The following is a 13,493-nucleotide window of genomic DNA, read 5'->3' on the forward strand; positions in this document are numbered from 1 at the left end:
AAGGCGACAGGCCGTTTGCCTGTGAGCTTCCGCCGCGATATCGCAGCACCCAAAGCTTTTTCAGCGCAGACCGCAGTCGGCAGCCACCTCCGTTGGCCTGTCCTGCTCCGGGGTTCAGACCCTGGATTTCGCCCCTTCGCTTTCATGTTTTCAACCCATTGAAAGCAGCCGTGCCCAAGCGGCATGGAGAACTTCCAGCAGCATTGCGCAGCTTCGCGCCATTCCCGCTCCATGGCGGCCAAGGCAGGGCCTGGCCCTGACCTCCCGCATTTCGTTCAGCCCTCTGGCCCGCCGGTCTGTCATCGGCCTGCAGGCCTGCCTCATCCCCTGGCAGGACCCCGATCGGGTCCACCCCATTCCCCATGCCCCAGCAGATCGTCATTGCCGAGCAACTGCGCATCGCCGCGGTGCTCAACGACGAACGTGTTGATGAGTTGATCGTGGCCCAGGGCCGCTATCAGATCGGAGATGTCTACCTCGGCACCATTGAAAACGTGCTTCCCGGCATCGATGCCGCCTTTGTCAACATCGGCGAAAGCGAGAAGAACGGCTTCATTCACGTCACCGATCTCGGCCCCCTGAAGCTGAGGAAGGGGGCCTACGCCATCACCGAGATGCTGGAGCCCCGCCAGAAGGTGCTGGTGCAGGTGATGAAGGAGCCCACCGGTAACAAGGGCCCCCGGCTCACCGGCAACCTCTCCCTGCCGGGCCGCTACCTGGTGCTCCAGCCCCACGGCCAGGGCGTGAGCATCTCGCGGCGGGTCGACGGCGACAACGAGCGCAACCGGCTGAGGGCCCTGGGCGTGCTGATCAAGCCCCCCGGGGCCGGCCTGCTGATCCGCACGGAGGCCGAAGGGGTCAGCGAGGACTTGCTGATCGACGACCTCGAGTCGTTGCTGCGCCAGTGGGAGGCCATCCAGACGGCTGCGGAGGACGCCGCCCCGCCGGTGCTGCTCAACCGCGACGAAGACTTCGTCCACCGCATCCTGCGCGACCTCTACAGCCCCGACCTGCTGCGGGTGGTGGTCGACAGTGCCGAGGGGGTGGGCCGGGCCCGGGCCTTCCTCGGCTCTGACCACGGCAATGTGCTGGTGGAGGCCCACGCTGCTCCCACCGACATCCTGGATGCCTTCCGGGTCAATGCCGCCATCCATGACGCCCTCAAGCCCAGGGTGGACCTGCCCTCAGGCGGCTACGTGATCATTGAGCCCACCGAGGCCCTCACAGTCATCGACGTGAATTCGGGCTCGTTCACCCGTTCGGCCAACGCCCGCGAAACGGTGCTCTGGACCAACTGTGAAGCGGCCATCGAGATTGCCCGCCAACTCAAGCTGCGCAACATCGGCGGGGTCGTGGTGATCGACTTCATCGACATGGAGCTGCGCCGCGATCAGCTGCAGGTGCTGGAGCACTTCACCCAGGCGGTTCGCGATGACGCCGCCCGCCCCCAGATCGCCCAGCTCACGGAACTGGGCCTGGTGGAGCTCACCCGCAAGCGCCAGGGCCAGAACGTCTACGAGCTGTTCGGCCGCGCCTGTCCCAGCTGTGGCGGACTGGGCCATGTGGCCGTGCTGCCTGGTCGGGACAGCCTGCAGCCCCTGGCCAGTGCCGCGGGGCTGGTGCGGGCGACGGCACCGGCGGCCCGGGGCGAGACGGCCACCGCCACGGCGGCCACGCCCTCCGAGAACGGCCACGGCAGCCGCCGCCGCCGCGGCGGCCGCGGTGGCGGCCGCAGCCAGGCTGAGCCTTCTGATGCCACGGTGTTCGTGCCGGTGGCCCCGTTGCTGGAGCAGGACCCCTCCTACACCAATCCCTACAACGCCTCTGACAGCCCCAGGCCCGCCACGGAAGCGAGCCAGCGGCGCCCGGAACCGGAGGTGCTGGTGGTGCCCATGAGCGAAGACCAGGAGGCAGTTTACGGCTGGCTGGGCCTGAGTCCTGCCCTGCTTCTTGACAACCCGGAAGCGGCTGAAACGGCGGTGTTACGCGTGGTGCGCCCCGGCGAAGATGCCGACACCGTGCTGGAGGCGGCCCGCCAGGATCTGGCCGCCAGCGGTTCGCGGCGGCGCCGGGGCCGGGGCGGGCGCGGCAGCCGTGACAGTCAGGTCTCAGGAGAGGAGTCGGCCCGGGGAGGCACGGCCACCGCGGCTGTCCCTGTCGCGGCTCCGGTGCCCGCACCCGTGGAGATCACGCCGCTGCCGGAGGCCCGGGTGGCTGAGGAAACTGTGCTCACCGTGTCGGTTCCCAGTGCCGCCGCCGCTGCAGCCCCAGCCGAAACGGCCGAAGCGGTCGCCGCCCCCAGCCGTGGCCGCACTCGCCGCAGGGTGGCTGACGCCTCAACTGCCCCCCAGGCTGTGGCCGTGGTGACGCCCACGGCGGAAGCGGCTGCTGACGGGGGCGAACCACGCCGCCGCCGCCGCCGCTCCTCCGCCGCCGTCTAGGCACGTTGGCCGAAGATCCCTGGCTGGGATGGCCCCCCGCTCGGTGCGCCGGAGTGGATGAGGTAGGTCGGGGCTGCCTCTTTGGCCCCGTGTTCGCTGCCGCCGTGGTGCTCGAGACCACCGCGGCGAGCGCCCTGCTGGCCGAGGGCCTCACCGACAGCAAGAAGCTCTGCCCCAGGCGCCGTGCCGCCCTGGTGCCCCGGATCGAGAGCCTTGCCCTCGCCTGGAGCCTGGGCGAGGCCTCTGCGGCCAGCATCGATCAGCACGGCATTCGTAGGGCCACGGAGGCGGCGATGCTGCAGGCTCTGCAGCGGCTCCCTGCGGTGCCTGGGCTGGTGCTGGTGGATGGGGTGCTGCCCCTGCGGGGCTGGCCGGGAGAGCAGGTCTGCCTGGTGCGGGGTGACAGTCGCCAGCCAGCGATCGCCGCGGCCAGCGTGCTCGCCAAGCAGGCGCGCGACGGGTTGATCCGCCAGCTGGCGGCCTCCTATCCGGGCTACGGGCTGGAGCGCCACGTTGGCTACGGCACGCCGCAGCATCGGGCCGCCCTGCTGCAGCTGGGGCCCACGCCCCTGCACCGCACCAGCTTCCTGCGCAAGCTCTGGCCAGGCCAGGCTGCCGGGCCTCAGGGCAACCGCTGATGCTCCTGGCACCAGCTCTCGAAGTCAGCCACCAGTTGCTGGCCCACCCGGGCCTTGATGCCCAGCAGGATGCTGGCGAGGATCGAGCGCCCGGTGGCCTCCAGCACCTTGTGGGGAATCAGCCGCAGCAGCTGGGGCTGGCCCACGCTCACGGCCAGGTTGGCCTCGCCTGCGAGCCCCTCGTCACCTGCCTCCAGCCAGGAGCCCAGCCGCAGCTGAAAGTCGTCCACCAGGCCGAGGCCCTCCAGCTGGCAGTCGCTGGCCACCAGCTCCAGCCGCCCGGGCTCAAGGTGAGTGCGGAGATCCACTACCGGTTGCACCTTCAGCTGGAACACCTCCAGGCGGCTCACGGCGTAGCGGTAGTGCCCCGGCCCCAGGCGCTCCAGCTGGCTGGGGTCGAGCAGCGCCTTCACCACCCGGTCTTCATCCGCCAGGTAACCGGCGAGCCGCTGCTGCTCCTGCCGCACTCCAAGTTGCAGTTGCTGACTGGCTCGGAAGGCCAGGGGCATGGCCTGAGGGCCGGCGCGGCATGATCTTATCGGTCGCCCCGCGGGGCTCCTGTCCCCCCTGACGGTTGTGATGCGCGTTGCCTTTCTGGGTCCCAGCGGCACCTATGCCGAGCAGGCCACCCAGCAGCTGGTGGCCCTGGAGGGCCTCACGCAGGCGGAACTGGTGCCCCAGCCCGGCATCCGGGCGGTGGTGCAGGCCCTGGCCCACGGCGACTGCGCTGCTGCCGTGGTGCCGGTGGAGAACTCCGTCGAGGGGGGGGTCACCACCTGCCTCGATGCCCTCTGGGAGCATCCCGACCTCACCATTGCCCACGCCCTGGTGCTGCCGGTGCGCCATGCCCTGGTGGGCAACGGCAGCCTGGAGGGGATCAGTGAGGTGCTTTCCCATCCCCAGGCTTTGGCCCAATGCGCCCAGTGGCTTGCGGAGCACCTGCCGCGGGCCCTGCAGCTGCCCACCAGCTCCACCGCCGATGCCGCACGGATGGTGGCCGGCAGCCGCTTCCGGGCCGCGGTCGCCTCGCAGCAGGCGGCCGCCGAGCACAACCTTCAGGTGCTGGCCTATCCCGTGAACGACGTTGCGGGTAACTGCACGCGCTTCCTGCTGCTGCGCCGCGGTACCCGCTCCCATGCCGGTGCCCTGGCCAGCCTGGCCTACTCGCTGCACTCGAACCAGCCCGGCGCCCTGCTGGAAGCCCTGGGCTGTTTTGCCCGCCGCGGCCTCAACATGAGCCGGATCGAGTCGCGCCCATCGAAACGGGAGATGGGCGAGTACATCTTTTTCGTGGATCTGGAGCTCTCCGCGGGGCCTGAGCTGCTGGAGGCGGCCCTCGACGACCTGCGCCCCCTCTGCGAGCACCTGGCCCTGTTCGGTGCCTATCCGATCACCAGCCGGGTGTCGGAGTCGTCGTCGTAGCCGCACCAGCTGTCCGGCGGCCGCCCTCCCGCTGCTCCAGGGGCTTGTGGCCGCGGAAGACGCCGAACTGCATCAGTCCACTGCGAAAGGCCCAGTCCATCAGCAGGATCGTCGGCGTCTCGCGCAGGCCCTGCAGCACCGCACCCGGCCCCAGGCCCAGGATGGCGCCTGGCCGGCGCAGGCCCTCCAGGATCGAGTCAATCCAGGAGGGCAGGGTGGCCGCCGTCCAGTCGGCGCTCTCCACGGCCATCCCGCCCGCCCAGGGACTTTCGCCGAGGTTGGCCCGCAGCGAACGGATGCTGGCGAACTCCGGATGGGCCCACTGCTCCAGCAGCTGCCGCATCACCCAGCGCTCGCGCCGATTCATGGCCCCGTCGCCGGGATCGCGCCGGTTCCAGTCGGCCACGGCCAGCAGGCCTCCGGGGCGCAGGCTGCGCAGCAGCCCATCGGCATAGCCCTGCTTGTCTGGCATGTGGGGTGAGGCCTCCACACTCCAGACGGCGTCAAAGCTGCCTTGTTCCACCTCCAGGGCCATGGCGTCCATCACGGCGAAACGGCAGTGCTGGCTCAGGGAAGCTGGCGTGAGCTGCCTCGCCCTCTCGATCTGCAGCGGGCTGATGCTGATGCCGAGAACATCGAGGCCGTAGTCGCGGGCGAGGATGCGGGCACTGCCGCCGATGCCGCAGCCCACATCGAGCACCCGGCTGCCTGGCGGCAGCTGGTCGAGGCCGCTCCAGCGCACCAGTTCATGCACGAAGTCGACCTTGGCCCGGCGGAAATCCCGGCTGCCGGGCCGCCCCGGTGGATCGCCGTAGTGGCCCAGATGGATGTGCTCGCCCCAGAGCTGCTCCAGCAGGGCGTCCTGGGTCCAGCGGTCATAGGCCGCGGCCACGCTGGCGGAATCCTGATAACGGCGGCTGCGGCGCAGCCAGAGGGCTGCTGCCGTTGCGGCGACGGTAGCCAGGCCCACGCCGGCTGCCACAGGCCAACTGATCAAGGGCATCGCAGATGCAGAGGGATGGGGGGCCGCAGGCGAAGCGGCGCTACTGGGGCTGAAAGGTGTCCTTGAGCACTGTCCGGGCTGCCAGCTGGCGCCGGGTCTGATCCAGCAGGTCGTACTCCTGGCGTAGCCGTTCGCCCGTGTCGGTGAGCTCCAGCAGGGCCTGCTGGTGGTCGGCGACGGGGCCGCCCAGGTGGGAGCCGATCCAGAAGGAGAGTTCGCGGGGCAGGTCGGGCAGATCGCTGGGCAGGCTGGCTGGCTTGCCAACTAACTTCGCGGTGAGTTCCACCACGTCGCGCAGGGCCTGATCCACGCTGCCGGCCAGGGTCCTGAGGTCTTCGGGTGAGTCGGGATCGGTGTCTTCGATCCAGCTCACCAGGCCCACCCGAAACGGGGCTTCCCGCACGATGTCCAGCACTCGGAAGCGCTGCTGCCCCATGGTCACGACGTTGCTGCGGTCGTCGTCCTGGGTCTGGCAGTGGATGATCTCGGCGCAGCAGCCGATGTCCGCCATCTCCTGCGACTTGGGATCCCAACGCACCACCCCGAAGCGGCGGTCTTCGGCCATCACCGTGCGGAGCAGCATCCGGTAGCGGGGTTCGAAGATGTGCAGTGGCAGCACTTCCTGGGGGAAGAGCACCACGTCAGGGAGGGGGAAGAGCGGCAGCTCCCTTACGGCCAGTTCACCCATGGCGAGTTGAGGAGTTGCCGAGCCATCCTAGGAACAAGGTCCGGGCCTCGCGCCCTGTGGGGCCAGGCATTGCCCTCGGGATCTGGGGCGGCCGGATCTGGCTCAGAGCTTCACCTCGATGTCCACACCGCTGGGCAGATCGAGCTTCATCAGAGCGTCGATCGTCTTGGCCGAGGGGCTGTAGATGTCGATGATGCGCCGGTGGGTGCGGGTTTCGAAGTGCTCCCGGGAATCCTTGTCCACGTGGGGCGAGCGCAGCACGCAGTAGATCTTGCGCTTGGTCGGCAGGGGGATCGGCCCGATCGCCGTGGCGGCTGTGTGGTCAGCCGTTTCAATGATTTTTTCGCAGGAGAGATCGAGCATGCGGCGATCAAACGCCTTCAGGCGAATGCGGATCTTCTGCTGGGGGATGGCGGTGGACATGGAGATCAAAAGCTGGCCGAATGGCGCAGGAGGAAACGTCCTTGGACGGCGGTGATGGCTGGGCAGTGAATGCGTTGACCCCCAAGGGGGATCTCAACACTGGATTGTCGATGTTCTGGTTCCGGAGGCGACAGGCTGCGCCTCTGGAGTGCCTGGTGCCAGGGGAACGAGGGGCAGCGAGACAGAATCTGCCTGGCTGCCCCGGGTCGTGATCAGGCGATGATCTTCGAAACCACGCCGGCACCGATGGTGCGGCCGCCCTCGCGGATGGCGAAGCGCATGCCCTGCTCGATGGCCACAGGGCAGATCAGCTCACCGGTCATCTTGATGCGGTCGCCCGGCATCACCATTTCCACGTTGGAGCCGTCGTCGGCTGTGAAGGCGGTGATCTGGCCGGTCACGTCCGTCGTACGGATGTAGAACTGCGGCCGGTAGCCGGCGAAGAAGGGGGTGTGGCGACCGCCCTCTTCCTTCTTGAGCACGTACACCTCACCCTCGAACTTGGTGTGGGGGGTGATCGAACCGGGCTTGATCAGCACCATGCCGCGCTCGATGTCCTCCTTCTGGATGCCGCGCAGCAGCAGACCCACGTTGTCGCCGGCCATGCCCTCGTCGAGGAGCTTGCGGAACATCTCCACACCGGTCACGGTGCTCTTGCGGGTGTCCCTGATCCCCACGATTTCGATTTCCTCGCCCACCTTCACCTTGCCGCGCTCGATCCGGCCCGTGGCCACGGTGCCGCGACCGGTGATCGAGAACACGTCCTCGACCGCCATCAGGAAGGGCTTGTCAATCTCGCGCTCCGGCTCGGGGATGGAGGCATCCACGGCATCCATCAATTCATCGATCTTGCCTTCCCACTCGGCATCGCCTTCGAGGGCCTTGAGACCAGACACCTTGATCACGGGGATGTCGTCGCCGGGGAAGTCGTAGCTGCTCAGCAGCTCGCGCACTTCCAGTTCCACCAGCTCGAGAATCTCCTCGTCATCCACCATGTCGCACTTGTTGAGTGCCACCACAAGGGCGGGCACGCCCACCTGCTTGGCCAGCAGGATGTGCTCCTTGGTCTGGGCCATCGGGCCGTCGGTGGCGGCCACCACGAGGATGGCGCCGTCCATCTGGGCGGCACCGGTGATCATGTTCTTCACGTAGTCCGCGTGACCGGGGCAGTCGACGTGGGCGTAGTGGCGGTTGTCGGTTTCGTACTCGACGTGGGCGGTGTTGATCGTGATGCCGCGCTCGCGCTCCTCAGGGGCGCCGTCGATCATGTCGTAGGCCTGGGCCTTCGCGAAACCCTTTTTTGCCAGCACGTTCGTGATGGCGGCCGTGAGGGTGGTCTTGCCGTGGTCAACGTGGCCGATGGTGCCGATGTTGACGTGGGGTTTGTTCCTTTGGAACTTTTCGCGAGCCATGGGAGGAAAGAATCGGGGGTTTGTTGGGTAAGGTGAAGATCAGGACTTGCCCTGATTCTTGGAAATGATGGCCTCGGCCACATTGCGAGGAACTTCCTCGTAATGGCTGAACTCCATCGAGAAGATACCCCGACCCTGGGTCATGGATCGGAGCTGGGTGGCGTAGCCGAACATCTCGGCCAGCGGCACCTTGGACTGGACTTTGGACCGCCCATCATCGATGGACTGCCCTTCGACCTGACCACGGCGGGAGGAAAGATCGCCGATCACGGATCCGAGGAAATCCTCGGGGATCTCGACCTCGACCTTCATCATCGGTTCAAGCAGCACAGGATTGCACTTCTTGACGCCGTCTTTGAAGGCCATGGAGCCGGCAATCTTGAACGCCATCTCAGAAGAGTCGACGTCGTGATAAGAGCCATCCACCATGGTGACCCTCACATCGATCATGGGGTAGCCCGCGATCACGCCGGATTCGCAGGTTTCCTTCATCCCGGCTTCGGCCGGGCCGATGTACTCCTTGGGCACGATGCCGCCAACAATCTTGTTGACGAACTCGAACCCTGTGCCCGGTTCGCCAGGCTCCATCTCGATCACGACATGGCCGTACTGGCCCTTGCCGCCTGTTTGACGGGCGAACTTGCCTTCGCCCTTGGCGCTGGCGCGGATCGTTTCCCGGTAGGACACCTGGGGAGCACCAATGTTGGCCTCCACCTTGAACTCCCGCAGCATCCGGTCCACCAGGATCTCGAGGTGGAGTTCCCCCATGCCGGCGATCACGGTCTGGTTGGTTTCCGGATCGGTGGACACCCTGAAGGTGGGATCCTCTTCCGACAATGATTGCAGGGCCTTGGACAGTTTGTCCATGTCGCCCTTGGTCTTGGGCTCCACGGCCACCGAAATCACGGGCTCGGGGATGTACAGCGACTCGAGAATAATCGGATCGTTTTCCACGCAGAGGGTATCCCCAGTGGTGGTGTCCTTGAGGCCGAGCACGGCGCCGAGATCGCCAGCACGAAGTTCATCCACTTCTTCGCGATCATCGGCTTTGAGGATGATCAGTCGTGAGATGCGCTCCTTGTTGTCCTTCGTGGAGTTCAACACATAGCTGCCCTTCTGCAGCACACCTGAGTAGATGCGCACGAAAGTGAGCTTGCCGAAGGGATCGGCCATCACCTTGAAGGCCAAGGCGCTGAAGGGGGCGCCATCCTCAGCGGGACGCAGGGCCTCGCTGCCATCAGGGAGAAGGCCCTGGATCGGAGGCACGTCGATCGGGGCGGGGAGATAGTCGACCACCGCATCCAGCAACAGCTGCACGCCTTTGTTCTTGAAGGCCGATCCGCACAGCATGGGGACCAGGCCGTGCTTGAGCACGCCGGTGCGGATGCCCTTGCGCAGCTGCTCATCGCTGAGCTCGCCGGTTTCGAGGAACACCTCCACCAGGTCTTCATCGGTTTCGGCGACCGACTCCATCAGCTTGTTGCGCCAGTGGGCGGCTTCCTCGACCATTGAGGCGGGGATGTCGGTCTCCTCGATGTCCTTGCCGAGCTCATCTTTGTAGATGAAGGCCCGGTTCTTGACCAGATCCACGATGCCGCTCAGTTCGCCCTCGGCGCCGATCGGCAGTTGGATCGGGGCGGCGCTGGCCTTGAGGCGATCCTTGATCTGCTCGTAGACCTTGAGGAAGTCGGCTCCGGTGCGGTCCATCTTGTTGACGAACACCATGCGGGGCACTTTGTAGCGATCCGCCTGGCGCCACACGGTTTCCGACTGGGGCTGCACGCCGCCCACGGCACAGAAGACGGCGATCACGCCGTCGAGCACCCGCATCGAACGCTCCACCTCAATGGTGAAGTCGACGTGACCGGGAGTATCGATGATGTTGATGCGGTGATCTTTCCAGCTGGTGGAAATGGCCGCCGCCGTGATCGTGATGCCCCGCTCGCGCTCCTGGGCCATCCAGTCGGTGACGGCGGCGCCGTCATGCACCTCGCCGATCTTGTGGACCACCCCGGAGTAGAACAGGATCCGCTCAGTGGTGGTTGTCTTGCCCGCGTCGATATGGGCGGCAATGCCGATATTTCTGACGCGTTCCAGTGGAAAGGCGCGAGCCACGGGGAATGTCTCCGAAGGGTCTACAAAAAACGGTGGGTATTCTACTGATCAGCCTGCAGGCCGAGGCCCGATCACGCTGCCGCAATCAGTAGCGGTAGTGGGCGAAGGCCTTGTTGGCCTCGGCCATCTTGTGGGTCTCTTCGCGCTTGCGCACGGCGCTGCCGGCCTCGTTGGCGGCATCCATCAGCTCACCGGCGAGCTTCTGGGCCATGCTGCGGCCGTTGCGGGCCCGCGAGAAGTTGACCAGCCAGCGCAGGGCCATGGCGGTGCCCCGTTCCTGGCGCACTTCCATCGGCACCTGGTAAGTGGCACCTCCCACGCGGCGGGCCCGGACCTCCACCAGCGGGGTGGCGTTGCGAACGGCGGTTTCGAACAGCTCGAGGGGATCGGAGCCGGTGCGCTCGTTGATCATCGAGAACGCATCGGAGAGGATGCGCTGTGCCGTGGACTTCTTGCCGTGCTTCATCAGCCGGGCCACGATCATCGAGGCCAGTCGGCTGTTGAACTGGGGATCGGGCAGGATCGGTCGCTTTTCAGCGGCGTTGCGGCGGGACATCGGGATTGCGAGGTGCTGGGAGAATCAAGGGGACCCTGCAGGAGGGGCCGGCCCTGGGCCGTGCCTGTTGCCTGCTGGAGTCAGATCACGACTTCGGCGTCTTGGCGCCGTACTTGGAGCGAGACTGGCGGCGGTCCTTGACACCGGCGGTGTCCAGCGTGCCGCGGATGATGTGATAGCGGACACCGGGCAGGTCTTTCACCCGGCCGCCGCGGATCAGCACCACCGAGTGCTCCTGGAGGTTGTGGCCAATGCCTGGGATGTAGGCCGTCACCTCAAACCCGGAGGTGAGCCGCACGCGGGCCACCTTGCGGAGTGCCGAGTTCGGCTTCTTGGGGGTGGACGTGTACACGCGGGTGCAGACGCCACGGCGTTCCGGGCAGGAGCGCAGGGCTGGTGACTTCGTCTTGCGTGTCAGACGCTGCCGTTCAGTGCGGATCAGTTGCTGGATAGTGGGCATCGAGGGCCGGAGAAGACAGGTCGGACGTCCGACCGATTGCGACAATCCGCCACCTTACTGGGTCGCCCGTCACCGCTCCGTCGAGCGGCTGAAGGCGGCGCCGCAGGCGCAGCTCGCCACCCCGTCGCCGGGGCGCACCAGGAAGCCGCCGCCGCTCAGGTCACTGCGGTAGTCGAGGGTGAGGCCGGTGAGCAGCTCCTGCTGCTCTGCCGGGGCATAGAGGGTCACCCCGTCGGCCCTGGCGATCGGCACCCCCGCCAGATGGCCGGGGCGCACCCTGATGGTCCAGCGGGCACAGCCCCCGTCCATGAGATCCAGATGGATCAGACCGGGGGTGCCGGCCACGGCCGCCTGGCGTCCCAGCTCGGCGGCGGCCCTGGCCGAGAGGCGCAGGCTGTGGCCCTTGGGCATCGGAGCATTCGGCGCGATCAGACCAGTGTGACAGGGGCGGATCCCGGATTCAGCGCACCAGGCCCACGCCGTTGTGCACCGAACCGGCCACGCCGCGGCCCTTCACCTGGTGACTGCCGCCCATCACCAGGCCGGTGGAGCTGCCGCCATCGAGGTTGAGGGCATCGCGCAGGCCCAGGCCCAGCAGCAGCTGGGCGGTCTTGGTCAGCGTGGGGCCGCTGTCGTTCACCCCCTCCAGGGTGATCAGCCACACCTCGCGGCCATCGCTGCCCAGCACCGTGCGAGGCGCCCCCTGGCGCATAAAGCTGGCACTGAAGGTTTCGGCGGCCCCGTTCAGCACCACCCGCCCGCCCTGCAGCAGCAGCGGCCCCCCCCCCACCACCTGGGGCTTGGCCCCCAGGGCGGAGCTGGGGCGGCTGCTCAGCTGCAGGCGGCTGCCGGGGGCCCAGGGCAGGGTCACGCCACCGCGTCCCACCAGCAGGGTCTCGCCCGGCCGGATGGCCACGCCCTGGGCCAGTTCAGGGCTGCTCAGCCGCCGCAGCACCTGGTCGTCGGCCCCGAGCAGCAGGGCTGTCTCCGAGCCACTCAACGCCCGGTAGACCGGGCCCCAGTCGGCCGTGTAGCGGCTGACGCCGCGCTGCACAAAGCCACTGTTCACCACCACGATCGGCAGCCGCGGCCCGCCGGAGCCGCTCACCCACTCCTCCAGCCGCAAGCGGCCGAAGCTGGGCAGCTCCCGGCCGCTCCAGGCGGCGACGCCGCGGCCGAGGATCGGCCCGGAGAGCCAGCGGCCATCGCGCTTGAGGGCCCCCAGGGGCAGGCGCCGCACCCTGTTGAAATAGCCCCCATTGATGGCCACCACCGCCTGGGTCTGCCCGGCCAGCTGGGTCAGGGAGCTCAGCCCCTCCATCGGGCCGGGGCGCACCAGCGGCCGCAGCTGCAGGGGGGCCGTGCGCGGGTCGATCCGCACCGCATTGATGCGCACGCCATCCCGCACCAGCCGATCCCAGCGCAGGCTGCGCCCCACCATCGCCAGCACCTGCGGGTCGATTGGCGCGGGCGGCGCGGCGCCGCTGCCCGCCGTGCCGCTGGCGGGAATGTCGATCACCAGGCGGCTCGGTTCGCCGAGGCTGAAGCTGCGGCTCACGGAACCGCTGCGGGGCCGCACCGCCACGCCACGCCCGGCGCGTCGCACCACCAGGCCGAGGTTCTGAAGTTCGCTCAGTTGGGTGGGACCCAGGTCCACATCCAGCAGCAGGTCAGCACCGCTGCTGCGCACCAGCGCCGGCCCAGCCAGATCCAGCACAAGGCGCTGCACCCCGGGCTGGCTGCCGCCGCGCACCCGCAGCACCGGGGCTGCCGGCAGCGTCAGCGACAGCTGGCCCCGCTCCAGGGCCACCCTGACCCCCACGGCCCGCAGCAGGGGCATGGCGTCCACGGCCACCTCGTCTTCGAGGCTGCGCTGCTGGGCCGGAGGCACCAGCAGCGGCTGGCCGAACCACTCCAGATCGAGGCTGCCGTCCGGGCGGCTTCGGCTGCTCACCCCCAGCTGGTTCTGCAGCACCTCCAGAGGAATCCAGAGCTGCTGCGGTGGGGTGGCCTCGCCCCCGAGCCAACGCCAGAGGGCCTGCTGGCGCTGGCCGTTGATACTGATGCTGGTGCCCTGGCGCTCAGCGGCCGCGGCTGCCGAGGGGCGCGCAGCCGGAGCCTGGGGCAGGGGCGGCGGCGGCTGGCGCGGGGCGGCCTGCACGGCTGCCGGTTCAGCAGCAGGGCTTGGCAGCAGCAGGGCGCCCATGGCGATAGCACTGCCGAGCCGCCACGGCCCGCGGGGGCGCCGGGGGCTGGGCTGTGGCGGCCTGCTCGCTCTGACGGAATCCATCCAGGCCGTGGGTGCCAGCTGAAGTTAGCCCTGCCCGCCAACTGT

At 67.9% G+C, this 13,493-nt stretch carries 13 protein-coding genes; 3 read left to right on the top strand and 10 right to left on the bottom strand.

The features are described from left to right. Positions 1-362 precede the first annotated feature (362 nt). Together ACWJIO_RS10440 and ACWJIO_RS10445 are read left to right on the top strand one after the other, a co-directional pair. Positions 363-2,441, top strand: coding sequence for an Rne/Rng family ribonuclease (locus ACWJIO_RS10440; protein WP_480313288.1), 2,079 nt, complete (start codon positions 363-365; stop codon positions 2,439-2,441). A gap of 53 nt (positions 2,442-2,494) precedes the next feature. Beyond that, positions 2,495-3,079, top strand: coding sequence for a ribonuclease HII (locus ACWJIO_RS10445; RefSeq protein WP_480313289.1), 585 nt, complete (start codon positions 2,495-2,497; stop codon positions 3,077-3,079). Here ACWJIO_RS10445 and ACWJIO_RS10450 read toward each other — a convergent pair. Then, positions 3,064-3,588, bottom strand: coding sequence for a DUF1997 domain-containing protein (locus tag ACWJIO_RS10450; RefSeq protein WP_480313290.1), 525 nt, complete (start codon positions 3,586-3,588; stop codon positions 3,064-3,066). The two genes, ACWJIO_RS10445 and ACWJIO_RS10450, sit on opposite strands and share 16 nt — an antisense overlap. Positions 3,589-3,658: 70 nt before the next feature. On the opposite strand from ACWJIO_RS10450, the gene pheA reads away from it, so the two are divergent. Further along, complete coding sequence (pheA, locus tag ACWJIO_RS10455; RefSeq protein WP_480313291.1) at positions 3,659-4,501, top strand: prephenate dehydratase; 843 nt, start codon at positions 3,659-3,661, stop codon at positions 4,499-4,501. On the opposite strand, the gene ACWJIO_RS10460 is transcribed toward pheA, so the two are convergent. From ACWJIO_RS10460 to ACWJIO_RS10500, 9 genes are all read right to left on the bottom strand, one after another. Then, a complete protein-coding gene (locus ACWJIO_RS10460) occupies positions 4,470-5,504 on the bottom strand; it encodes a methyltransferase domain-containing protein (RefSeq protein ID WP_480313292.1) in 1,035 nt (344 codons plus the stop codon). The genes pheA and ACWJIO_RS10460 overlap by 32 nt on opposite strands. A 40-nt stretch (positions 5,505-5,544) precedes the next feature. Continuing rightward, the gene (locus ACWJIO_RS10465) at positions 5,545-6,192 is read right to left on the bottom strand and encodes an LON peptidase substrate-binding domain-containing protein (RefSeq protein ID WP_480313293.1); all 648 of its coding nucleotides are present in this window, start codon (positions 6,190-6,192) and stop codon (positions 5,545-5,547) included. 102 nt (positions 6,193-6,294) lie between these two features. Then, positions 6,295-6,615 carry a 30S ribosomal protein S10 gene (gene rpsJ / locus ACWJIO_RS10470; protein WP_186697327.1) on the bottom strand — a complete coding sequence of 107 codons (321 nt, stop codon included), beginning with the start codon at positions 6,613-6,615 and terminating at the stop codon, positions 6,295-6,297. Between the two features lie 212 nt (positions 6,616-6,827). Then, positions 6,828-8,027 (bottom strand): elongation factor Tu, encoded by a 1,200-nt coding sequence (gene tuf, locus ACWJIO_RS10475; protein WP_480313294.1) that lies wholly within the window; start codon positions 8,025-8,027, stop codon positions 6,828-6,830. Between the two features lie 39 nt (positions 8,028-8,066). Then, positions 8,067-10,142, bottom strand: coding sequence for an elongation factor G (fusA, locus tag ACWJIO_RS10480; RefSeq protein WP_480313295.1), 2,076 nt, complete (start codon positions 10,140-10,142; stop codon positions 8,067-8,069). A gap of 85 nt (positions 10,143-10,227) precedes the next feature. Beyond that, positions 10,228-10,698: a 30S ribosomal protein S7 gene (gene rpsG / locus ACWJIO_RS10485; RefSeq protein WP_186697324.1), complete on the bottom strand. Its 471-nt coding sequence runs from the start codon at positions 10,696-10,698 to the stop codon at positions 10,228-10,230. An 85-nt stretch (positions 10,699-10,783) separates the two neighbouring features. After that, entirely contained in the window at positions 10,784-11,158 is a 375-nt protein-coding gene (gene rpsL, locus ACWJIO_RS10490) for a 30S ribosomal protein S12 (RefSeq protein ID WP_186697323.1), read from the bottom strand. A gap of 69 nt (positions 11,159-11,227) precedes the next feature. After that, positions 11,228-11,569 carry an AIR synthase gene (locus tag ACWJIO_RS10495; RefSeq protein WP_480313296.1) on the bottom strand — a complete coding sequence of 114 codons (342 nt, stop codon included), beginning with the start codon at positions 11,567-11,569 and terminating at the stop codon, positions 11,228-11,230. A gap of 49 nt (positions 11,570-11,618) precedes the next feature. Continuing rightward, positions 11,619-13,319, bottom strand: coding sequence for a phosphodiester glycosidase family protein (locus tag ACWJIO_RS10500; protein WP_480313297.1), 1,701 nt, complete (start codon positions 13,317-13,319; stop codon positions 11,619-11,621). Between the last annotated feature and the right edge of the window lie 174 nt (positions 13,320-13,493).

This window comes from Paraciimarium castrense LEGE 11436, from assembly GCF_056633055.1.